General features: G+C 72.5%; 18 protein-coding genes. 8 read left to right on the top strand and 10 right to left on the bottom strand.

What is annotated here, in order from left to right:
* Positions 1-12 precede the first annotated feature (12 nt).
* Genes murD through rsmH form a run of 7 tightly spaced genes read right to left on the bottom strand, consistent with a single transcriptional unit; the run spans position 13 to position 9158 of the window.
* Positions 13-1443: a UDP-N-acetylmuramoyl-L-alanine--D-glutamate ligase gene (gene murD / locus ACZ499_RS05435; protein ID WP_468672508.1), complete on the bottom strand. Its 1431-nt coding sequence runs from the start codon at positions 1441-1443 to the stop codon at positions 13-15.
* Complete coding sequence (gene mraY, locus ACZ499_RS05440; protein ID WP_371652236.1) at positions 1425-2495, bottom strand: phospho-N-acetylmuramoyl-pentapeptide-transferase; 1071 nt, start codon at positions 2493-2495, stop codon at positions 1425-1427. The genes murD and mraY overlap by 19 nt, the downstream gene beginning before the upstream one ends.
* On the bottom strand, positions 2492-3898 hold the full coding sequence (locus tag ACZ499_RS05445) for a UDP-N-acetylmuramoyl-tripeptide--D-alanyl-D-alanine ligase (RefSeq protein WP_468672511.1): 1407 nt from the start codon (positions 3896-3898) through the stop codon (positions 2492-2494). The genes mraY and ACZ499_RS05445 overlap by 4 nt, the downstream gene beginning before the upstream one ends.
* The gene (locus ACZ499_RS05450) at positions 3895-5583 is read right to left on the bottom strand and encodes a UDP-N-acetylmuramoyl-L-alanyl-D-glutamate--2,6-diaminopimelate ligase (RefSeq protein ID WP_468405344.1); all 1689 of its coding nucleotides are present in this window, start codon (positions 5581-5583) and stop codon (positions 3895-3897) included. The genes ACZ499_RS05445 and ACZ499_RS05450 overlap by 4 nt, the downstream gene beginning before the upstream one ends.
* Positions 5584-5597: 14 nt before the next feature.
* The gene (locus ACZ499_RS05455; protein ID WP_468672516.1) at positions 5598-7553 is read right to left on the bottom strand and encodes a peptidoglycan D,D-transpeptidase FtsI family protein; all 1956 of its coding nucleotides are present in this window, start codon (positions 7551-7553) and stop codon (positions 5598-5600) included.
* Positions 7554-7557: 4 nt separating this feature from the next.
* A complete protein-coding gene (ftsL, locus tag ACZ499_RS05460; RefSeq protein ID WP_468672518.1) occupies positions 7558-8157 on the bottom strand; it encodes a cell division protein FtsL in 600 nt (199 codons plus the stop codon).
* The gene (gene rsmH, locus ACZ499_RS05465) at positions 8154-9158 is read right to left on the bottom strand and encodes a 16S rRNA (cytosine(1402)-N(4))-methyltransferase RsmH (RefSeq protein ID WP_468672520.1); all 1005 of its coding nucleotides are present in this window, start codon (positions 9156-9158) and stop codon (positions 8154-8156) included. The genes ftsL and rsmH overlap by 4 nt, the downstream gene beginning before the upstream one ends.
* 409 nt (positions 9159-9567) lie before the next feature.
* Here rsmH and ACZ499_RS05470 point away from each other — a divergent pair, with 409 nt between their 5' ends.
* From ACZ499_RS05470 to ACZ499_RS05485, 4 genes are all read left to right on the top strand, one after another.
* Positions 9568-10131: a beta-class carbonic anhydrase gene (locus ACZ499_RS05470; RefSeq protein WP_385824453.1), complete on the top strand. Its 564-nt coding sequence runs from the start codon at positions 9568-9570 to the stop codon at positions 10129-10131.
* A 383-nt stretch (positions 10132-10514) separates the two neighbouring features.
* Positions 10515-11525 (top strand): AAA family ATPase, encoded by a 1011-nt coding sequence (locus ACZ499_RS05475; RefSeq protein ID WP_371652243.1) that lies wholly within the window; start codon positions 10515-10517, stop codon positions 11523-11525.
* Entirely contained in the window at positions 11525-12931 is a 1407-nt protein-coding gene (locus ACZ499_RS05480) for a DUF58 domain-containing protein (RefSeq protein WP_468672522.1), read from the top strand. Before ACZ499_RS05475 ends, ACZ499_RS05480 begins: the two co-directional genes overlap by 1 nt.
* Positions 12928-15324, top strand: coding sequence for a transglutaminase TgpA family protein (locus ACZ499_RS05485; protein WP_468672524.1), 2397 nt, complete (start codon positions 12928-12930; stop codon positions 15322-15324). The genes ACZ499_RS05480 and ACZ499_RS05485 overlap by 4 nt, the downstream gene beginning before the upstream one ends.
* 548 nt (positions 15325-15872) lie before the next feature.
* Here the strand turns inward: ACZ499_RS05485 and ACZ499_RS05490 are convergent.
* The 3 genes from ACZ499_RS05490 to ACZ499_RS05500 form a co-directional block, all read right to left on the bottom strand.
* A complete protein-coding gene (locus ACZ499_RS05490) occupies positions 15873-16265 on the bottom strand; it encodes a DUF3040 domain-containing protein (RefSeq protein WP_385539778.1) in 393 nt (130 codons plus the stop codon).
* Positions 16266-16607: 342 nt separating this feature from the next.
* The gene (locus ACZ499_RS05495) at positions 16608-17366 is read right to left on the bottom strand and encodes a class I SAM-dependent methyltransferase (protein ID WP_468405356.1); all 759 of its coding nucleotides are present in this window, start codon (positions 17364-17366) and stop codon (positions 16608-16610) included.
* Positions 17367-17511: 145 nt separating this feature from the next.
* The gene (locus ACZ499_RS05500; RefSeq protein ID WP_385539775.1) at positions 17512-18039 is read right to left on the bottom strand and encodes an SAV_6107 family HEPN domain-containing protein; all 528 of its coding nucleotides are present in this window, start codon (positions 18037-18039) and stop codon (positions 17512-17514) included.
* A 176-nt stretch (positions 18040-18215) separates the two neighbouring features.
* Between ACZ499_RS05500 and ACZ499_RS05505 the strand changes: the two genes are divergently transcribed.
* The 4 genes from ACZ499_RS05505 to ACZ499_RS05520 all read left to right on the top strand — a co-directional run bounded on the left by ACZ499_RS05505 (position 18216) and on the right by ACZ499_RS05520 (position 22603).
* Positions 18216-18974: an ATP-binding cassette domain-containing protein gene (locus ACZ499_RS05505; RefSeq protein WP_385539773.1), complete on the top strand. Its 759-nt coding sequence runs from the start codon at positions 18216-18218 to the stop codon at positions 18972-18974.
* Positions 18946-21030: a YhgE/Pip family protein gene (locus ACZ499_RS05510; protein ID WP_468672529.1), complete on the top strand. Its 2085-nt coding sequence runs from the start codon at positions 18946-18948 to the stop codon at positions 21028-21030. Before ACZ499_RS05505 ends, ACZ499_RS05510 begins: the two co-directional genes overlap by 29 nt.
* A gap of 28 nt (positions 21031-21058) precedes the next feature.
* A complete protein-coding gene (locus ACZ499_RS05515) occupies positions 21059-21664 on the top strand; it encodes a TetR/AcrR family transcriptional regulator (protein ID WP_067158182.1) in 606 nt (201 codons plus the stop codon).
* 321 nt (positions 21665-21985) lie between these two features.
* Entirely contained in the window at positions 21986-22603 is a 618-nt protein-coding gene (locus ACZ499_RS05520; RefSeq protein ID WP_468672532.1) for a DUF4126 domain-containing protein, read from the top strand.
* Positions 22604-22649: the final 46 nt, after the last annotated feature.

Below are 22649 nucleotides of genomic sequence, written 5' to 3' on the forward strand. Positions count from 1 at the left end.
GGTCCCGGCCGGCTAGGCGCGCTCGGCTGCGAGTTCGCGGACCGCTTCCGCGAAGGCATCGCCGCGCTTGTTGTAGTTGGTGAACATGTCCATCGAGGCGCAGGCCGGGGCCAGCAGGACCGTGTCCCCGGGCTTCGCGAGCCCGGCCGCCTCGCGGACCGCCGCGGACATCGCCCCAGTGTCGGTCCGGCCGACGTCGACCACCGGTACCTCGGGGGCGTGTCGCGTCAGCGCTTCGGCGATCAGGTGGCGCTCGGCGCCGATCAGGACGACCCCGCGCAGCCGCTTGGCCGACCTCTGGACGAGCTCGTCGAAGGACGCGCCCTTGGCGAGGCCCCCGGCGATCCAGACGATCGGCTCGTAGGAGGCCAGGGACGCCTCGGCGGCGTGCGTGTTGGTCGCCTTGGAGTCGTCCACGTACGCGACCTCGTCCACGTACGCCACGTGCGCGATGCGGTGGGCGTCGGGGCGGAAGGCCCTCAGCCCGTCCCGTACGGCCTTGGGCTCCACGCCGAAGGCACGGGCCAGCGCGGCCGCCGCGAGGGCGTTGGCGATGTTGTGGGGCGCGGGCGGATTGACGTCCGCGACCTCGGCCAGCTCCTGCGCGTTCTTCTGCCGGTTGGTGACGAAGGCGCGGTCGACCAGGATGCCGTCCACGACGCCGAGCTGGGAGGGGCCGGGGGTGCCGAGGGTGAAGCCGATCGCCCGGCAGCCCTCCTCGACGTCGGCCTCGCGGACCAGGTCCTCGGTGGCCGGATCGGCCGCGTTGTAGACGCAGGCGACCGTGTTGCCCTCGTAGATCCGGCCCTTGTCGGCCGCGTACGCCTCCATGGAGCCGTGCCAGTCGAGGTGGTCCGGGGCCAGGTTGAGCACGGCGGCCGAGTGGGCGCGCAGCGAGGGCGCCCAGTGCAGCTGGTAGCTGGAGAGCTCGACGGCGAGTACGTCGTACGTCTCCTCGCCGAGCACCACGTCGACGATCGGCGTGCCGATGTTGCCGACGGCGGCGGTGCGCAGGCCCGCCGCGCGCAGGATCGACGCCAGCATCTGGGTGGTGGTGGTCTTGCCGTTGGTACCGGTGATCGCCAGCCAGGGCGCGGCGTCGTCGCCGCGCAACTGCCAGGCGATCTCCACATCGCCGACCACGTCCACGCCCGCCTCGGCGGCGGCCGCGAACAGCGGGGAGTCGGGCTTCCAGCCGGGCGAGGTGACGACCAGACCGGTCCCCTCGGGCAGCGTTTCCGCGTCCCCGAGGCGGACGGAGATACCTTCCTCCGCCAGTTCGGCCGCGCGCTCCCGGTGCGTACCGGAGTCACCGCCGTCCACGACCGTCACCACGGCGCCGAGACCGGCCAGGGCGCGGGCGGCGCTGATGCCGCTCACCCCGAGACCGGCGACGGTGATCCGCCTGCCCTGCCAGCTCTGACTCACTTGTCGGCTGCCCATCCCGCGTAGAAGAGACCCAGACCCACGATGACGCACATGCCCTGGATGATCCAGAATCTCACCACCACAAGGACTTCTGACCAGCCCTTGAGTTCGAAGTGGTGCTGGAGCGGGGCCATCCGGAAGACGCGCTTCCCGGTCATCTTGAACGAGCCGACCTGGATGACCACCGACATGGTGATCATCACGAAGAGGCCGCCGAGCAGCGCGATCAGGAACTCGGTGCGCGAGCAGATCGCGAGACCGGCGAGCGCGCCGCCGAGCGCGAGCGAACCGGTGTCGCCCATGAAGATCTTGGCGGGCGAGGTGTTCCACCACAGGAAGCCGAAGCAGGAGCCCATCAGGGCCGAGGCGACCACCGCGAGGTCCAGCGGATCGCGCACCTCGAAGCAGGCGTTGGGGTTGGTCAGGGTCTGCGCGTTGGCGCAGGACTCCTGGAACTGCCACAGCCCGATGAAGGTGTACGCGCCGAAGACCATCACCGACGCGCCGGTGGCCAGGCCGTCCAGACCGTCCGTCAGGTTCACGCCGTTGGACATGGCGAGAATCATGAACAGCGCCCAGATCACGAACAGGACGGGCCCGATGGACCAGCCGAAGTCCGTGATGAAGGAGAGCTTGGTGGAGGCGGGGGTGTTGCCCCGCTTGTCCGCGAACTGGAGCGCCAGGACCGCGAAGGCGATACCGACGATCAGCTGGCCGGCCATCTTCGCCTTGGCGCGCAGACCGAGCGAACGCTGCTTGACGATCTTGATGTAGTCGTCCAGGAAGCCGACCACACCCATGCCCGCGGTCAGGAAGAGCACCAGCAGACCCGAGAAGGTCGGGTCCTCGCTGGTGATCACCTTGGTGGCGGCGTACGCGATGAGCGTGGCAAGGATGAAGGCGATGCCGCCCATGGTGGGCGTGCCCTTCTTGCCGGCGTGGCCGCGCGGGCCGTCGTCACGGATGAACTGGCCGTAGCCCTTGCGGGCGAGCAGCTTGATGAGCAACGGGGTGCCGACCAGCGTCAGGAAGAGACCGATGGCTCCCGCGAAGAGGATCTGCCTCATCGGGCGGCGACCTCGCCCTCGACGCCACCGTCGAGCAGCGCGAGTGCCACCCGTTCCAGGCCGATCGACCGCGATGCCTTCACCAGCACGACGTCTCCCGGGCGCAGTTCACTGCGCAGCAGGTCGACGGCCGCCTGTGCGTCGGACACGTGCACCGACTCCTCACCCCACGAACCCTCGTTATATGCGCCCAGTTGCAGCCAGGACGCTTCCCGGTCCCCGACTGCCACGAGCTTGCTGACGTTGAGCCGGACGGCGAGCCGTCCGACCGCGTCGTGCTCGGCGAGCGATTCGTCGCCGAGCTCGGCCATCGGACCGAGCACCGCCCACGTACGGCGCCCCTTGCCCATGGCCGCGAGCGCGCGCAGAGCGGCTCGCATGGACTCGGGGTTCGCGTTGTAGGCGTCGTTGACGACTGTCACTCCGTCCGGGCGCTCGGTGACCTCCATGCGCCAGCGGGAGAGGTTGCCCGCCTCGGAGAGCGCGAGGGCGATCTCGTCGACAGGCATGCCCAGCTCATAGGCGACGGCGGCCGCGGCGAGCGCGTTCGACACGTGGTGCTCACCGTACAGGCGCAAGGTCACGTCGCTGCACCCGGAGGGTGTGTGAAGCCTGAAAGAAGGCTGTCCGGCTTCTGTGAGCCGGACATTCTCGGCACGTACGTCCGCGTCCTCGGCCTCGCCGAAGAGCACGACGCGCGCCTTGGTGCGCGGCGCCATGGCCCGTACGAGCGGATCGTCCGCGTTCAGCACGGCGCAGCCGTCCTGCGGCAGCGCCTCCACCAACTCGCCCTTGGCCTCGGCGATCTGCTCGCGGCCGCCGAACTCGCCGATGTGGGCGGTGCCGACGTTGAGGACGAGCCCGATCCGCGGCGGGGTCAGACCGGTCAGATAGCGGATGTGGCCGATTCCGCGCGCGCCCATCTCCAGGACCAGGTGCCGGGTTTCGGAGGTGGCGGTGAGCGCGGTCAGCGGCAGGCCGATCTCGTTGTTGAGCGAGCCCGGTGTGTAGACCGTCGGCGCGTGCCGCTGGAGCACCTGCGCGATCAGGTCCTTGGTGGAGGTCTTGCCGGAGGAGCCGGTGAGCGCCACCACGTCGGTGCCCAGGCGGCGTACGACCTCGCGGGCCAGCGCCCCGAGGGCGCCCTGGACGTCGTCGACGACGATCGCGGGCACACCGACGGGCCGGGTGGCCAGCACGGCCACCGCTCCCGCCTCGTACGCAACGCGCGCGTAGTCGTGGCCGTCGACCTGCTCGCCCGCGAAGGCGGCGAAGAGGGAACCGGGCGCCACTCGGCGGGAGTCGATGACGACGGATCCGGTGACCTGGGCGGACGGATCCGGTATGTCGTACGACTGCCCGCCGACGATTTCGGCGATCTCGGCGAGGGAGAGGGCGATCACTGCTTCATCCCTGACTGTGCTTGGCGGTGTTCGATCGCGGCCCGCAGGACCAGACGGTCGTCGAAGGGGCGGACCACTCCGGCGGTGTCCTGGCCCTGCTCGTGGCCCTTGCCCGCGACCAGGACGGTGTCGCCCGGCTCGGCGCGGGCCACGGCCGCGGCGATGGCGGCGGCCCGGTCGGCGTCGACCAGGACGTTGCCGCGCTCGTGGACGGGCACCTCGGCGGCGCCCGCGAGCATCGCGGCGAGGATGGCGAGGGGGTCCTCGGAGCGCGGGTTGTCCGAGGTCAGTACGGCGGTGTCGGCGAGCCGGGCGGCGGCGGCGCCCATCGGCGCGCGCTTGGTCTGGTCGCGGTCCCCGCCGCAGCCGAGGACGATGTGCAGCTTGCCCCGGGTGACCTTGCGCAGCGAGCGCAGAACCGATTCGACGGCGTCCGTCTTGTGCGCGTAGTCCACCACGGCCAGGAACGGCTGGCCCGCGTCCACCCGCTCCAGCCGGCCGGGCACTCCGGGTACGGCGGCCACGCCGTCGGCGGCGGTCTGCGGGTCGATGCCCGCGACGGCCAGCGTCACGATCGCGGCGAGGGTGTTGGCCACGTTGAAGGGGCCGGGCAGCGGGGCGGTGGCGGAGATCCGCTCGCCCTTGGGGCCGACGGCCGTGAAGGTCGAGCTGTCCTGGCGTACGTCCACGTCCTCGGCGCGCCAGTCGGCGTCCGGGTGGCCCTCGGCCGAGAAGGTGGTGACCGGGATGCCGGACTCGCCGGTGGCCAGTCTGCGGCCGTACTCGTCGTCGAGGTTCACCACCCCGAGCCGCGCGCGCTCCGGCGTGAACAGCTGCGCCTTGGCCTGGAAGTAGTCCTCCATGTCGGAGTGGAACTCCATGTGCTCAGGGCTCAGGTTGTTGAAGACGGCGACGTCGAAGACGCAGCCGTCGACCCGGCCGAGCACCAGCGCGTGGCTGGAGACCTCCATGGCGACCGACTCGACCCCGCGCTCGCGCATCACCGCGAACAGGGCCTGCAGATCGGTGGCTTCGGGGGTGGTCCGCTCGGACTTGATGCGCTCGTCGCCGATGCGCATCTCCACCGTGCCGATGAGGCCCGTGCGGTGCCCCGCCCCGCGCAGCCCGCCCTCGACGAGGTACGCGGTGGTGGTCTTCCCGGAGGTCCCGGTGATGCCCAGTTGGAGCAGGTCGCGGCCGGGGTGTCCGTAGATCTCGGCGGCCAGCTCGCCCATGGCGCCGCGCGGGTCCTCGGTGACCAGGACCGGCAGGCCGGTCGCGGCGGCGCGGTCGGCGCCCGCCGGGTCGGTGAGGACGGCGGCCGCGCCGAGGCTCGCGGCCTGGGCGGCGAAGTCGGCGCCGTGGAAGCGGGCGCCGGGCAGGGCCGCGTAGAGGTCGCCGGGGCGGACCGCGCGGGAGTCGTGGGTGATGCCCGAGACCTCTCCCGACCCCGGGGTCCCGGCTCCCAGCCGGTCGGCCAGTTCGCCCAGGGATGTCGGGCGGGCCCGGTCCGGCCGGGGCGCTCCCGGCTGGTGCGCGGGGGCGTCCTGCGGGGCGGTTCGGTACTGATCAGCGTGTGGCACGGCGGTGAGCGTACCGGGCGCACCCGCCGGGTCGCCAAAAGAGGGGGGCGGGGCGTGGTGGTCGCGGTCCTGGTTCCCGGGGCCGGGGGTGATGGTTGTCACTGATGGTTCCGGATTCAGTCGTTGCCGCCGAAGGAGACGGGCAGATTGGGCTGTTTGGCGCCGGTCGGCGGGATCTGCAGGGTCTTGAGCGCGAACTCCATCACCTGCTTGTAGATCGGACCGCAGATCTGGCCGCCGAAGTAGCTGCCCCTGGTCGGGTTCTGGATGGCGCAGTAGACGGTGATCGCCGGTTTGTCGGCGGGGGCGAAGCCGGCGAAGGACGCGGTGTAGCCGTGGTAGCGGCCGGTCTTGGGGTCGACCCGGTTGGCGGTTCCGGTCTTGCCCGCGACCCGGTACCCGGGAATACGGGCCTTGATTCCGGTTCCCTCCTCGTCCCCGACGACCGACTCCAGCATCTGGGCCACGCTCCTTGCGGTCTTCTCGCTGACCACCCGGGACTGCTTGGGCGCGGGGGCCGGGGTGAAGCGGCCGTCGGGGCCCTTCGTGCCCCGTACCAGGGTCGGTTCGATCCGCACCCCGCCGTTGGCGATCGTCGAGTACACGGAGGCCGCCTGCATGGCGCTGAGCGAGAGGCCCTGGCCGAAGCGGACCGTGTACTGCTGGGAGGTCGACCACTTCTGCGGCGGCGACAGGATGCCGGAGGTCTCGCCGGGGTAGCCGAGGCCGGTCGGCGAGCCGAGGCCGAACTTGCGCAGATACGAGTAGAGGACCCGGCCGGCCTCGGCGTCGGTCTTGCCGATCTGCTCCACGGCGAGGATCGTGCCGATGTTGCTGGACTTGGCGAGGACGCCGTTGAGCGTCAGGTTCCAGGTCGGGTGGTCGATGTCGTCCTTGAAGAGCCGGTCGCCCCGGTGCAGCCGGTTGGGCACGGTGACGTGGGTCAGCGGGGTCGCCGCGTTCTCCTCCAGGACGGCGGCCATGGACATGACCTTGGCGGTGGAGCCCGGCTCGTACACGTCCTGAAGGGCCGCGTTGCCCAGCGCCGCCTTGTTGGCGTGCGACAGGTCGTTGGGGTCGAAGCCGGGGGCGTTGGCCATGGCCAGGACCTCGCCGGTGTCGGTGCGCTGGACCACTACATAGCCCCGGTCGGCCTGGGACTTGCGGACCTGGTCGGTGACGGCCTTCTGGGCCATCCACTGGATGTCCCGGTCGATGGTCAGCTCGACGCCCGAGCCGGGCACGGCCGGGGTCTCGTACGTGCCCGCCGTGGGCACCCGGCGGCCGCCGGACTGGGCATAGGTGATCTTGCCGTCCTGACCGGCCAGCACCTTGTCGAGCTGGGACTCCAGGCCCCCGCCGCCGCGCCCCTCGGCGTTGACGTAACCCAGTATCCCGGCGGCGAGGTCGCCGTTGGGGTAGACCCGCTTGCTGCTGGACTCGTTGAAGACGCCGCCGAGCACATTGGCGCCGGGGCCGCCCTTGGCCGAGTCGGCGCGGGCCTTCTCGGCGAAGACCTTCTTGAGGTCCTTGATCTGGTTCCACACCTGCGGGGTCTGGCGGCGGGCCAGGACCACATAGCGGCTCTTGGGCGTCTTGAGCTTCTTGGCGATCTCCTCCTGGTCCTGGCCGATCAGCGGGGACAGCAGGGCCGCGGCCTGCTCGGGGGCGTCGTCGGCCTTGCTGGTCGCCGGCGTGAACAACGACGGGTCGGCGGTGATGTCGTACGCGTCGACGCTGGTGGCCAGGGCGATGCCGTCGCGGTCGGTGATCTCGCCGCGCTCGGCGGGCAGCGCATAGCTGGCGTACCGGTTCTTCTCCGCCTTGGCCGAGTACGCGCTGGCGTCGACCGCCTGCACCTGGAGCAGCCGCACCACGAACGCGATCATGATGAGGGTGAGCCCCAGGCTGACCAGGCGCAGCCGGGGCCGGGGGCTGCCGAGCCTTATGCGTGCGGGGGCCTTGGGGCGGCGCGGCGCCGAGCGGGCCTGGCGGCGCGGCGCCGGGCGGGCCTGGGGGCGCGGCCGCGCGGGTCCTGGCACCCGGCGGCGCGGCGGTTCCTGGGGGCTCACTGCGTCACCTGCCGGGGGTCGGGGAGGTCTTCGCGGGGGCGGGCGCCGGGAGTGCGGCGGAAGCGGCGGCACTCGGCGGCGTGCCGGAGGATGTGTGCGCGGGCGCGGGGACCGGCGCGGGGGTGCCGTGCGGCTGGGCGCTGGACGCCGGGGACGCTGCGGGGGCCTCGGTGGCAGGGGCGGTCACGGCCGCGCCCTGGACCAGCTCGGGGCTGAGCGCGGGGGCCGGCTGGGCGGTGCCCGCGCCGGGCACGCCCTTGACCGCGCCGTCCGGGTTGAGGAACAGGGGGCTGGTGCCGGGGACCATGCCGAGCTCGGTGGCCCGGCGGGAGAGCGCGTCGGGGGCGGAGAGGCTGTCCACGTCGTGCTGGAGCGCCTGCTGCTCGTCGGTGAGCCCGGTGGTCTCGCGGCGCAGCTCGCTCAGCTTGAACGAGCCCTCGTTCAGCGCGGAGTTCAGCAGCAGCAGGCTGATCAGACCGCCGCCGAGGAGCACGACGACCAGCAGCACAAAAGGGGTGCGGGCGGCGCTGCGCGCGCCCGCGGGGGGCAGCAGCCGGCCGAGCCGGGCCGCCCGCCCCCGCAGCTGCCTGGCCGGTCCGCTCACCGCACGTCCTCCCGGATCCGCTGAGCCCCGCGGAACCTGGCGGGGGCCGCCCGCCGGTTCTCGGCGACCTCCTCCTCCGTGGGCAGTTCGGCGCCGCGGGTGAGGAGCTTGAGACGCGGCTGGTACTGCTCGGGCACGACCGGCAGACCCGGCGGGGCGGTGTTGGCCGCGCCTGCCGCGAGGACCTGCTTGACCAGGCGGTCCTCCAGCGAGTGGTACGACAGGACCGCGATCCGGCCGCCGACGTCCAGGGCCGCCACGGCCGCCGGGATCGCCCGCTCCAGGACCGAGAGCTCGCCGTTGACCTCGATGCGCAGGGCCTGGAAGGTGCGCTTGGCGGGGTTGCCGCCGGTGCGCTTGGCGGCCTGCGGCAGCGAGTCGCGGATCAGCTCGACGAGCCGTGCGCTGTTGCTGAACGGTTCCTTCTCGCGCTCGCGGACGACCGCCGAGACGATCCGCTTGGCCTGCTTCTCCTCGCCGTACTGCCGCAGGATCCGCACCAGCTCGCCCGGCGCGTAGGTGTTGAGCACCTCGGCCGCACTGACGCCGGTGGTCTGGTCCATGCGCATGTCGAGCGGGGCGTCCTGCGCGTAGGCGAAGCCGCGGTCGGCCTCGTCGAGCTGCATCGAGGAGACGCCGAGGTCGAAGAGGATGCCCTGGACGCGCGGGACACCGAGTCGGTCCAGGACCTCGGGGAGCTCGTCGTAGACGGCGTGGACCAGGGTCGCGCGCTCCCCGTAGGACGCCAGGCGCTCGCCGGAGAGCCGCAGGGCCTCCTTGTCCCGGTCGAGGGCGATCAGGCGCGCCTCGGGGAACTGGGTGAGCAGTGCTTCACTGTGGCCGCCGAGGCCCAGGGTGCAGTCCACGACGACCGCCCCGGGCTGCGTCAGGGCCGGGGCCAGCAGGTCCAGGCACCGCTGGAGCATCACCGGGACGTGCCGGCTCTGTCCCTCCCGTCGCCCGTCGCCGCCTTCGCTGGGAAGCGCTTCGCGCCCTGTCACTTTGGCCCTCTCAGGTCCGGCGGGCACCGGGCGCATACCGCCGGGTCCCCACCCGCTCGGAAGGTCTGCCGGCGCCGGGGAAGTGGCGTCAGCCGACCGGCGAGCGGGGGGAGGCCGAGCCGTACGCGCGCCGCGCACGCGGGGGGAAACTGTGCAACTGCTGGGTACTGCGGATACGGAATCTGTCCCCGCAAGCGGGCCGGAGCGTGTCACCCCTCCCACTTCGCGTCACTTTAGTCCACCGGTCCTTTCGGTCAATCAACGGCCCAGCGCGTCGCGCGGTGCGCTTTTCACCCGCACGGGCGACCGATTACCACGCTTGTGGGTTACCTCACAACCGACCGAGTTGACGGGATTTTTCCGTCGCCACGACGAGACTGAACGATCTACGGCGACTACCGTCATAGACATGTCGACTCCTGCGCACCTCCCCGCAGAGCCCCCCGTCCGCCCCCACCTCGCGGTCCGTGACGGGGGAACCGTCACGGACCGGCTCGTCGAGGCGAACCGCCGGTACGCGGACGCGTTCACCGACCCGGGCATGGACGCCCGGCCGGTCCTGCGTGTCGCCGTCGTGGCCTGTATGGACGCCCGCCTCGACCTGCACGCGGCCCTCGGCCTGGAACTGGGTGACTGCCACACCATCCGCAATGCCGGCGGCGTGGTCACCGACGACGTCATACGGTCGCTGACGATAAGCCAGCGGGCGCTCGGCACCCGCAGCGTCATGCTCGTCCACCACACCGGCTGCGGCCTCGAAGCCCTCACCGAGGACTTCCGCCACGAGCTGGAGGACGAGGTCGGTCAGCGCCCCGCCTGGGCGGTGGAGTCCTTCCGCGACGTCGACCAGGACGTACGCCAGTCCATGCAGCGCGTCCGCACCTCGCCGTTCCTGCCGCACCTCGACGACGTGCGCGGATTCGTCTTCGACGTCACCACCGGCCTGCTGCGCGAAATAGACCCGGCGGCCTGAGCCACCCGCGGTCCGATCGGAGGCCCGGCCGAGTTCCGGCGGGGTCTCCGTCCGGGTTTCCGCGTTCCTTCCGTTCCGTTCCTCCCCTTCCTTCCGTTGCTCCGGAGCGTGTTCGGACTCGATTCTGCGTCGCTTCGGAATCTCTTCAGGGTCTCTTCAGGGACAAAAACACGGCAACCCCCGACATATCCCCTCCAGTTATCCACAGGCGAGTGACACGACGCGGCGACGGCAACAAGAATGCGGGGGTGGCATCCGTCCGAACGTCTCGGGCGCGGTGTCCGTATTTCGAGGTGGGCCGTGCCGTTTCCAGTGCGCCGGCCCGCAGGCAACTGGGGTAACCCGCCGCTCCATGAGCGGCGGGATGGGCCGAGGAGGGCCGGGTGACGACCTATGACGAGCGAGCGAGCCTCACAGATCTGACCGCCACTGCGGAGCGCGTCCGCAGGTCGGTGGAGGGTGTGATCGAGGGCAAGCCCGAGGTCGTACGGCTCTCGCTGACCGTACTGCTCGCCGAGGGGCACCTCCTGATCGAGGACGTCCCGGGCGTGGGCAAGACCATGCTGGCCAAGGCGCTGGCCAAGTCCATCGACTGCACGGTCCGGCGCATCCAGTTCACGCCGGACCTGCTGCCGTCGGACATCACCGGTGTGTCGATCTACGACCAGCAGCGGCGGGACTTCGAGTTCAAGCCGGGCGCGATCTTCGCGCAGATCGTGATCGGCGACGAGATCAACCGCGCCTCGCCCAAGACGCAGTCCGCGCTCCTGGAGTCGATGGAGGAGCGCCAGGTCACCATCGACGGACAGACCTACGAACTGCCCAGCCCCTTCATGGTGGTGGCCACCCAGAACCCGGTGGAGATGGAGGGCACCTACCCGCTCCCCGAGGCCCAGCGCGACCGCTTCATGGCCCGCGTCTCGATCGGCTACCCGTCGGCCGAGGCCGAGCTCCAGATGCTCGACGTGCACGGCGCGGTCTCGCCGCTGGACGACCTCCAGCCGGTGGCGCACGCGCACGACATCGTCAAGCTCGTCGACGCGGTCCGCAAGGTCCACGTCGCCGACGCGGTCCGGCGGTACGCGGTGCAGCTGGTCGGGGCCACCCGCAACCACCCCGACCTCAGACTCGGCGCCTCACCCCGCGCCACGCTGCACCTGCTGCGCGCGGCCAAGGCGTCCGCGGCCCTGAGCGGCCGGGAGTACGCACTGCCGGACGACGTCCAGGCGCTCGCCGTCGCGGTGCTCGCGCACCGGCTGCTGCCCAACGCCCAGGCCCAGTTGAACCGCCGCACCGCCGAGCAGGTCGTCCTGGAGATCCTCCAGCGCACCCCCGTGCCGCAGGCGGGCGGCCCGCTCTACGGCCAGCAGCAGCCCGGCACCCGGCGGCTGTGATGGCGGCCGGGGGACCCCCGGCCGAGGCCGGGCCGGAGAGCGCCGAGAAGGGTGGTCCCCGGGCCGCCCTGTCCGGGCTGACCACACGCGGCCGGTCGTTCCTGGCCGCCGGAATCGCCGCCGCGATCTGCGCGTATGTGCTGGGCCAGGAGGATCTGCTGCGGGTCGGGCTGCTGCTCGCCGTGCTGCCCCTGGTCTGCACGACCGTCCTGTACCGCACGCGCTACCGGGTCGCGGGCAGCCGGCGCCTCTCCCCCGCGCGCGTGCCCGCGGGCTCCGAGGCCCGGGTGCACCTGCGCGTCGACAACGTCTCCCGGCTGCCCACCGGGCTGCTCATGCTCCAGGACCGGGTGCCGTACGTGCTGGGCCCCCGGCCCCGTTTCGTACTGGACCGGGTGGAGGCGGGCGGCAAGCGCGAGGTGTCCTACCGGGTCCGGTCCGATCTGCGCGGGCGCTATCCGCTCGGCCCGCTCCAGCTGCGCCTCACCGACCCGTTCGGGATGTGCGAGCTCACGCGCGCGTTCAGCGCCTACGACACCCTCACGGTCATACCGCGCACCGAGCCACTGCCTCCCGTACGGCTCTCCGGCGAGGCCGCCGGATACGGCGACGGCCGCCAGCGCTCGCTGGCGCTCGCCGGTGAGGACGACGTGATCCCGCGCCTCTACCGGCACGGCGACGACCTGCGCCGGGTGCACTGGCGCTCCACCGCGCGCTACGGCGAGCTGATGGTGCGCCGCGAGGAGCAGCCGCAGCGGGCCCGGTGCACGGTACTGCTCGACACCCGGGGCATCGCGTACGCGGGCGCGGGCCCCGACTCGGCCTTCGAGTGGGCCGTCTCGGGCGCGGCCTCGGCGCTGGTGCACATGCTGGAGCGCGGCTATTCGGTACGGCTGCTGACCGACACCGGCAGCTCGGTGCCGGGCGAGGGGGCGGGCGGGTTCGCCGGATCCACCCAGGACTCCTCGGACTCTGCGGGACTCATGATGGACACCCTCGCGGTGGTGGACCACTCCGACGGCGGCGGGCTCTCGCGCGCGTACGACGTGCTGCGCGGCGGGAACGAAGGGCTGCTCGTCGGGTTCTTCGGGGACCTCGACGAGGAGCAGGCCGCGGTCGCGGCGAAGATGCGGCGGCGCAGCGGCGCGGCGGTCGCCTTCGTCCTGGACAGCGACCTGTGGACGCACGGCTCGCCACCGCCCGGGGGCCACGGCCCTGCCGAGCGGTCGCTGCGGCTGCTGCGCGAGGCCGGATGGACGGCGCTCGCCGTGCCGCCGGGGGCACCTCTCGCGGACCTGTGGCGGCAGGCGGGGCAGGAACGGACGGGCACGGGGGCCGCTTCGGGCGGCGCCTCGTGGACGACGGGAACATCGGGGATACCGGGAATGTCAGGGGCGTGGTCATGAGCGGGCGCGGACGGCTGGCGCTGTGCGCCTTCGCCGCCACGGTGATGGCGTCGTGCTCCCTGCTGCCGCTCGTCGACCGGGCGACCTGGATCGTGCAGGCCGCGTTCCTGCTCGCCCTCCAGGCCGGGGTGGGCGCGCTCGCCCGCCGGGTGCCGCTGGCGCGGCCGCTGACGGTGCTGGTGCAGGCCGTGGTGACGCTGGTCCTGCTGACCCTGGTGTTCGCCCGGGAACAGGCCGTTGCCGGTCTGCTGCCGGGCCCTGAGGCCTTCGAACAGCTCTCCCGGCTGCTCACGCAGGGCGCCGACGACGTCGGGCGGTACACGATCCCGGCGCCCGCCACCGACGGCATCCGGCTGATGGTCGTCGGCGGCACGCTGGTGATCGGGCTCGCGGTGGACGCGCTGGCCGTGACCTTCCGCAGCGCCGCCCCGGCCGGGCTGCCGCTGCTCGCGCTGTACTCGGTGGCCGCGGGGCTCTCGAACGGCGGGGCGAGCTGGCTGTGGTTCCTCCTGGCGGCCGCCGGCTATCTGCTGCTCCTGCTCGCCGAGGGCCGCGACCGGCTCTCCCAGTGGGGGCGGATGTTCGGCGGTGCGGCCCGGTCCGACCGGCCGCAGACCCCGTTCGAGTCGGACGGGCCGCTCGCGCCGGTCCGCACCGGCCGCCGGATCGGGGCGCTCGCCCTCGGCATCGCCCTGGTGATCCCGGCCGCGCTGCCCGCCATGGGCACCGGGTTGCTCGGCGGCTCCGGCGGCGGCAGCGGGGAGGGCGGTGGAGGCGGCACGATCTCGGCGGTCAACCCGCTGGTCTCGCTCCAGAACAGCCTCAACCAGCCCGAGGACCGCGAGGTCCTGCGCTACCGCACCAACGCACAGGACACCCAGGACCTGTATCTGCGGATCGTGGCCCTGGACCAGTTCGACGGGGCGTCCTGGAAGTCGTCCGAGCGCAAGATCAAGGACGTTCCTGGCGTGCTGCCGCAGCCCGACGGGCTGAGCCCCTCGATCGGCACCGCCGAGATCAGGACCAGCGTCTCGGCCGCCGGCTGGTACACCCAGAACTGGCTGCCGATGCCCTACCCGGCGACCAAGGTCGACATCGGCGGGCACTGGCGCTTCGAGCCGGTCGGCCGGACCCTCGTCGGCGACCGGGGACAGACCACGCAGGGCGCGCAGTACCAGGTCAGCAGCCTCCAGGTGCGGCCGACGGCGGACCAGTTGGCCGCCGCCCAGCCCGCTCCCCCGGCGCTCGTGCAGGAATACACGAAGGTCCCGTCCACCCTGCCGCGCATCGTGAACACGACGGCCCGCCGCGTCACCAAGGGCGCGACCACCGACTACCAGCGGGCCGTCATGCTCCAGGACTGGTTCGCGGTGCGGGGCGGGTTCACGTACGACACCCAGGTGGAGTCCGGCAGCGGTACGGAGGCGATCGCCCGCTTCCTCAAGGACAAGCAGGGCTTCTGCGTCCACTTCTCCTTCACGATGGCCGCGATGGCCCGGACCCTGGGCATACCGGCCCGGGTGGCGGTGGGCTTCACGCCCGGCGAGCCGCGCCCGGACGGGACGATGTCGGTGGGGCTGCGGGACGCGCACGCGTGGCCCGAGCTGTACTTCGAGGGTGTGGGCTGGACCCGGTTCGAGCCGACCCCCTCGCGCGGTTCCGCCCCGGACTACACCCGGCCGGACACCCCGTCGGGCTCTCCCACCAGCCCGGTGAAGCCGTCCGAGGGCCCCTCGACGCGGCCCTCCCCGGCGCCGGCCCCGTCGTCCTCCTGCCCGGCGCAGCTGCGCAAGCAGAACGAGTGCGGCGCGGTGGCCCCGGCGGCCCCCACGGGCGGCGACGACGGCGGGACCCCGCTGGCCACGGTGGCCGCGGTGTCCCTGGGCGTGCTCGCGGCGCTGGCGCTGCCGCTGCTGCCGTGGCTGTGGCGGGTCCGGGTACGGTCGCGGCGGCTCGCCCGGGCCGGACACCCGGACGCCGATCCGGTCACCGCCACGCTGGCCGTGTGGCGGGAGGTCATCGACACGGCCTGGGACCACGGCATCGTCCCCGACGACTCGCTGACCCCGCGCAAGGCGGCGGCCCGCATGGTGCGGCTCGGCCAGCTGGACGGCACGGCGGCGGAGTCGGTGCACCGGGCGGCGAGCGCGGTGGAGCAGGTGCTGTACGCCCCTAGCCCCCAGCGGCCCACGGGCCTCACGGAAGCCGCCCACGAGATCCGCACGGGCCTGCGCACGGCACTCCCCCCGTGGCCCCGCCTCCGCGCCGATCTGGCCCCCCGCTCGGCCGTCAGGGTGGTGTGGACGGCGACGGCGAAGTGGGAGGCCCTGTCGTCCCGCGCGGCGAACCGCGTGAAGACGCTGGTACGGAGGCCGACGCGGGGTTCTGCGTGAGGACCTGACGGGCCGGGGTCTGAAGGGTGGGCCCCGGCGGGCCTGGGTTTGACGCGCCGGGGGCCCAGCGAAATCCGGCTCCGCCGGTCTGACCAGGCGTCGGGCCGGTTTCCCTTCAAACGCCGGGCGGGCACATATCCAGCCCGTCCGGCGCTTGAGGACGAGCGACGGCCGCAGGCCGAGGCGACGGCCCGCACGGCAAGACGGCCCCAATCGGGGCCGGGCCGGGGCCGATCAATTCAGCCCGTCCGGCGTTCGAGGACGAGTGACGGCCGCAGGCCGAGGCGATGGGCCGCACGGCGGGACAACCGCAATCGGTGGCCAAGCGGGCGATGAATCAGCCTGTCCGGCGCTTGAGGACGAGTGAAGGCCGCAGGCCAAGGCGACGGGCCGCACGGCAAAGCGGCCTCGATCGGGGCCGGGGCCCATCAATCAGCCTGTCCGGCGCATGAGGACGAGCAAGGCCGCAGGCCGAGCGATACGACTGAGGGGCGACCACCGTCGGTGGTCGCCCCTCAGCCACGTCCAAACGTGCAGGCCCGCCGGGCCTAGCGACCGCCTTCGTCGCGGCGCCGCTGCCAGCGCTGCTCGATGCGGTTCATCATCGACCGCTTCGGTGCGCGCGCGGCAGGCCGCGCAGCCGCACCAGCGCCCGCCGGCTGCTCACCGCGCCGTGGCGCCTTGCGCCAGCCGGTGACCGCAAGCACGGCACAGCCGAGCATGATGAGGAACCCGACCACGCTGATCCAGATCCCCTGCCCGATACCAATCATGAGGAGCGCGATACCCACCAGGAAGCCAGCGACCGCCTGGTAGACCCGTCGTCGGGTATACGTACGCAGCCCGCTTCCCTCAAGCGCTGTCGCGAACTTGGGATCTTCGGCGTACAGCGCTCGCTCCATCTGCTCGAGCATGCGCTGCTCGTGCTCCGAGAGCGGCACGGAGTCCTCCTACTCGTCGGTCGCGGGGGGCGACCGGATGCGGCCCCTTCAGGATAGGCAGGGAATCGCCCCCGTGAAACCCGCCCTCTACGCCAATTCGCCAATCCGAGCCGCCACGGCGGCCCGCCCGGTGGGGAGTGGATTCCCCACCGAGCGACCCGCCATGCCGGACCTTGTACCCCGATCATACGGGGCGAAGCCGCCGATCGGGGGGCCTGTGGCGTACTCCATGCCGCTACGCCGTCCGGGACAGCGTCGCTGATCAGCGCGGGGACGGCCTGGCGTGTGACCGGGGGCGGGCCCACCGGCCGCACCGGGGACGCCCGCACGGCCGGACGGGGGTCAGGCGCGCTTCTCGCCCAGGACGTGCAGCTGCGTCGCCACGGAGTGGAACGCGGGGAGTTCGGCCGCCGCCGCCTCCAGCTTGAGCAGGGCGTCCAGGGCGCCCGGCTCGGTGTCCACGAGGACCCCGGGGACCAGGTCCGCGAAGACCCGTACGCCGTGCACCGCGCCCACCTCCACGCCGGTCGCGGCGACCAGCGCGGTGAGCTGCTCGGCCGTGAACCGCCGGGGCACCGGGTCACCGTCGCCCCAGCGCCCGGCCGGGTCGCCCAGGGCCCGGCGGGCCTCGGTGAAGTGCCCGGCGAGCGCGCGGGCGAGCACAGCGCCGCCGAGCCCGGCGGCGAGCAGGCTCAGCGCGCCCTCGGAGCGCAGCGCGTCGACCGCGTTGCGCACACCCTCGGCCGGGTCCTCGACGTACTCCAGGACGCCGTGGCAGAGGACCGCGTCGTAGCCGCCGCGCTCGACCACGTCGAACAGGCCGAGCACGTCGCCCTGGACGCCGTGGACCCGGTCGGCCACCTCGGCCTCGGCTGCCCGGCGCTCCAGGGCGAACAGCGCGTTCGGGCTGGGGTCGACCACGGTGACCCGGTGGCCGAGGCGGGCGAGGGGTACCGCGAAGTTGCCCGAGCCGCCGCCGGTGTCCAGGACGTCCAGCGCCTCGCGCCCGGTCGCCTTGACCCGGCGGTCGAGGGCGTCCTTGAGGACCTCCCAGACCACGGCGGTACGGAGAGAGGCGCGGGGGCGCATGGGGTCCGGCACGGCAGTTGACTCCTCGGCGCGGCGCCGCCGCGGGACGGCGGGGCAAAGAACGGTGAAGGCCCGTCCACCCTATTGCCTCGCGGGCCCGGCCCGGCTCATCCCCGCACCTCACCGCACCCCCTGTCCCCGGGCCGGGCCCCGCGCCTCACCCCGTGTCCGGCTCCCGGGTCCTGGGCTGGGGCAGTACGGGCTGGAGGACGAGGAGGCGCTCGACCAGGCGCAGGAACATCGCGGCATCGCGGATCAGGTCGTCGGCGTCCCGGCCGGTGGCCGCGCCCTGGATGCCCGCCTCGGCGCGGGCCCGGCGGGTGGCGCCGGAGGCGAACAGCGCGCTCCACTCGGTCAGTTCGGGTGCTATCTCGGGGAGCACCTCCCACGCGCTCCGGATCCGCTGCCGGCGGCGCGGGGCGGTCTCGGGGCGGCCCCGGGCGGCAAGCACGGCGGCCGCGGTGCGCAGGGCGGCGAGGTGCGCCGTCGCGTACCGCTCGTTGGGGGTGTCGAGCACGGCGGCCTCGTCCAGACCGCTGCGGGCCTGGGCGAGCAGGTCGAGGGCGGCGGGTGGCGCACCGTCCCGGCGCAGCACCGGGTGGATGTCGCTCGCGGCACCGTTCAGTGAGGGGGCAGGGCCGGTGGGGCGGCGCCGGTGGGCGGCTGCCGCGCGATGGCTGGCCATGACGAACCTCCTGTCGTCGTGTGACGGCGCTGTGGCCGTATGTGTCCATCGTGAGGGCCACCACTGACAATCGGCCGTCGTCCGCCCCTCCGCTGCCCTTGACCTGCCCCTTTGTCCCGTACGCCGGTTCGGGCTATCTTTTGTACTGACCAGTCAGTTCAAAGAATGGGGGGAACGTGGACAGCCCGCACGGGGCAGGCGTCACCGCCGAGGACTTCGGGCTCAAGGGGCCACGGGGCTGGGTCTTCCGGGGCGTGCGGCTCGACGCCGCACCCGGCTCGCTCGTCGCCGTCGAGGGCCCCTCCGGCTCCGGACGCACCTGTCTGCTGCTCGCGCTCACCGGTCGGATGAAGCCCACCGAGGGCCGTGCCGAGGTCGGCGGCGAGCCGCTGCCGCGCCGGATGGCCGCCGTCCGCCGGTTCAGCGCGCTCGGCCCGGTCCCGGGGGTCAGCGACCTCGACCCCGCCCTGACCGTCGCCGAGCACCTGCGCGAACGGGCGCTGCTCCAGCACCGCTTCGACGGGTCCGTACGCGCCCTGCTGCGCACGCCCGCCGAGCGCCGCACCACCGCGAGGGCGGCGATCGACCACGCGCTGAAGGCAGCGGGCCTCGACCTCGACACGCTGCCGAAGGGCGAGCGCACCTCCGTACGCGATCTGGAGCGGCTTGAGGCGCTGCGCCTTTCCGTGGCGCTGGGCCTGATGGGCCGGCCCCGGCTGCTCGGCGTCGACGACACCGACCTGAAGCTCTCCGACGCCGAACGCGCCGAGGCCTGGGCGCTGCTGCGGTCGATCGCGGACGCCGGGACCACGGTGGTCGCGGTCTGCAGCCAGGCGCCCGGGGACGCCGACATCACCGTACGGAGTACGGAAAGCAAGCACGCTGAGCACGAGGAGGGGGCGGGGGATGCGTTCGCCACGACTGGCCGCGCTTGAGCTGAAGCGGTTCGGCAGGGGGAAGCTGCCGCGCGCCGCGCTGGTCGCGCTCCTGCTGCTGCCGCTGCTGTACGGCGCGCTCTACCTGTGGTCGTTCTGGGACCCGTACGGGCGGCTCGACCGGGTGCCGGTCGCGCTGGTCAACGAGGACAAGGGCGCCACCGCCGGGGGCCAGAAGATCGCCGCCGGTGACGGCATCGCCGAGCGGCTGCGCCAGAGCAAGACGTTCGACTGGCGCGAGGTGAGCGACGAAGAGGCACGCAAGGGCGTCGAGGACGGCACGTACTACCTGTCCCTGACGATGCCCGCGGACTTCAGTAAGAGGATCGCGTCGAGCTCCGGGGACTCCCCCGAGACGGGCGCCCTCCAGGTGCGCACCAACGACGCCAACAACTACATCGTGGGGTCCATATCCCGCACGGTCTTCTCCGAGGTGCGCTCGGCGGCCTCCGCCAAGGCCTCCCGCTCCTTCCTGGACAAGATCTTCATCTCGTTCTCCGACCTCCACGACGCCACCGAGAAGGCGGCCAAGGGCGCCGCCGACCTCAAGGGCGGGCTCGGCAAGGCGAAGAAGGGCTCCAAGGACCTCGCCGACGGGCTGAGCGACGCCAAGACGGGCAGCGGGAAGCTGGCGGGCGGCATCAAGAAGCTCAACACCGGCTCCGCCGACCTGGAGGACGGCGCCCGCCAGGTCGCCGCGGGCACCCAGACCCTGGCCAACAAGGTCAACACGGCGGCGGACGAGGCACGTCCGTTCCTCAAGGAGAACGCCAAGGCCATCGGGGACACGGCCAAACTGGTCGACGACTCGGTGGGGCCGGTGCGCGACCACCTGGCCGACGTGATCAAGGCGGCGCCCGCCGCCGCGACCGGCGCCCGCAAGGCGTCCAACGACCTGGACACGGTCTACGCCTCGCTGTGCCAGTCCTCCGCGACGCCCGGCCCGGCCTGCCCGGAGCTGAAGCGCGCCAAGAAGGCGGCGGCCACCGCGGCCACCCTCGCCGAGGACCTCAACACGGTGGTCCAGGACCAGAACAGCGACTTCAAGACGCTCGACAAGAACCTTGCCGAGCTCCAGAAGCAGGCGCGCCGGCTCGCCAAGAACGCGCCGACGCTCGCCAAGGACCTCGACAAGGCCGTCGGTGACGTCAACGCCTTGAACAAGGGCGCCAAGGAGGTCGCCAAGGGCGCGGGCACCCTGCACACCGGTCTGACCTCGGCCAAGACGGGCGCGGGCGACCTCGACACGGGCGTCGGCAAGCTCAAGAAGGGCGCGGGCACGCTCGACGGCGGTCTGCTCAAGCTCTCCGGCGGCTCCGCCGAGCTGGCGGGCGGTCTGCACGACGGCGTCGGCAAGATCCCCGACTACGACAAGCAGGAGCGCGACAAGCGCACCGACGTGATGGCCGACCCGGTCAAGCTCGCCTCGCAGGCGCTGCACAAGGCGCCCAACTACGGCACCGGCTTCGCCCCGTACTTCATCCCGCTCTCCCTCTGGGTGGGTGCGATGGTCGCGTACATGCTGATCCAGCCGCTCAACCGGCGGGCGCTCGCGGCGGGCGCCTCGGCCTGGCGGATCGCGCTTGCGGGCTGGCTGCCGGTGGCGGCGGTCGGGGTGCTCCAGGTGGGCGCCCTGATGGCGGTGCTGCACTTCGCGCTCGGCCTGGAGATGGAGCGCTCCGCCGGGACCATCGGCTTCCTCGCGCTCGTCACGTGCTGCTTCGCGGCGATCGTGCAGTGGCTCAACGCCCGCTTCGGGGCGGCCGGGCGGATCCTGGTGCTCGCGTTCCTGATGCTCCAGCTGACCTCGGCGGGCGGCACCTACCCGGTGCAGACGAGCCCGGCGTTCTTCAACGCGATCCATCCGTACCTGCCGATGAGTTACGTGGTCGACGGGCTGCGGCGGCTGATCACGGGCGGCGGGCTCGGGCCGGTGTGGCAGGGGTGCGCGGTGCTGGTGGCCTTCACGGTGGGCGCGCTGGCGCTGACCGCCCTGTCGGCCAGGCAGAAGCAGGTCTGGACGCTGGACCGGCTCCACCCCGAGCTGAGCCTCTAGGAGCGCCGGACCTGTGAGAATCGACCGCATGGACAGCAGCACCAGACGGCAGGCGACCCGGCAGAAGCTCTATGAGGCGGCGGTGACCCTCATCGCCGAGCAAGGTTTCTCGGCGACCACCGTCGACGAGATCGCGGAGCGGGCCGGCGTCGCCAAGGGCACCGTCTACTACAACTTCAAGAGCAAGACCGAGCTGTTCGAGGAGCTGCTGCGGCACGGTGTGGGGCTGCTCACCGCCTCGCTCCAGGAGGCCGCCGACGTCACCCACGCGCGCGGTGGCAGCAGGGTCGAGGCGCTGGACGCGATGATCCGGGCGGGCCTGGAGTTCATCCACCGCTATCCGGCCTTCACCCAGCTGTACGTGGCGGAGCTGTGGCGGACCAACCGGGCCTGGCAGTCCACCCTGATGGTGGTGCGCCAGGAGGCGGTCGCCGTCGTCGAGACGGTGCTGCGCGAGGCCGTCGCGGAGGGCGAGCTGAGCGAGGAGATCGACATCCCGCTCACGGCGGCCGCGCTGGTCGGGATGGTCCTGGTGGCCGCGCTGGACTGGCAGGCGTTCCAGAGCGAGCGCTCCCTCGACGAGGTGCACGCGGCCCTCTCACGGCTGCTGCACGGGCGGGTCAGCGGACGCTGACGCCGTCCACGCGCGCGTGGACACACCGGTGCGGCGAGGCCCGATCCCCCATGGGCCCCGCCGCACCTGCGTATTTCCTCGGAACACGTCCCCCTGGACACTCCAGTACCCCCGTACCCCGTTCGTCAGGGGAGCCGCGCCGTTCCGCCGCCCCGTGTCGGCGGTACGGACGCGCCTGCCCCCTCCGTGCCCTCCACTCTTCCGTCCACGCAGGTGGGACCCCATCCGCGCAATTACTCATCTCATGTTCTAAGTACGGATACTCAGGCGTCCGTGCTCAACCCCATTTCCAGGAAGTCGGAACTGGTTACGATCACGTCCGTGTCCGTACTCCCCCTGGTATTCACCAGCGGCTGGGCCAGTGGGGTCAACGCGTACGCCGTGGTCCTGCTGCTCGGCGTCTTCGGCGCGACCGGGGTCACCGACGAGGTGCCCGACGCGCTCCAGCGCCCCGACGTCCTGATCGTCGCGGGGGTGCTCTTCCTCTGCGAGGCCGTGGCCGACAAGATCCCGTACGTCGACTCGGTCTGGGACACCGTGCACACGGTGATCCGGCCGGTCGCGGGCGCCGTGGTGGGCGCGCTGCTGGCCGGGCAGAGCGGGTCACTGCCGGATCTGGCGGCGGCCGCGATCGGCGGCTCGACGGCGCTGACGAGCCATCTGGTGAAGGCCGGGACGCGGATGGCGGTGAACACCTCGCCCGAGCCGTTCAGCAACATCGCGCTCAGCACGGCCGAGGACCTGGGCGTCGCCGCGATCATAAGTTTCGCGATCTTCCACCCGGTCGCCGCGGCCGTGATCGCGGGCACACTGCTGGTGCTCGGCGTGGTGATACTGGTCTTCCTCTGGAGCCGGATCCGCCGCTTCCGGCGCCGCCGCGCCCAGCGCCGCGAGGAGAAGCGGCTGGTCGCGGCCCGGGAGCCGGGCCCGCCGGAGTGAGCCGCCGCGGCCCGGACGGCCGGTTGTCAGTGGCGGCCGATAAAGT

It is taken from the genome of Streptomyces sp. NPDC031265 (assembly GCF_055570295.1).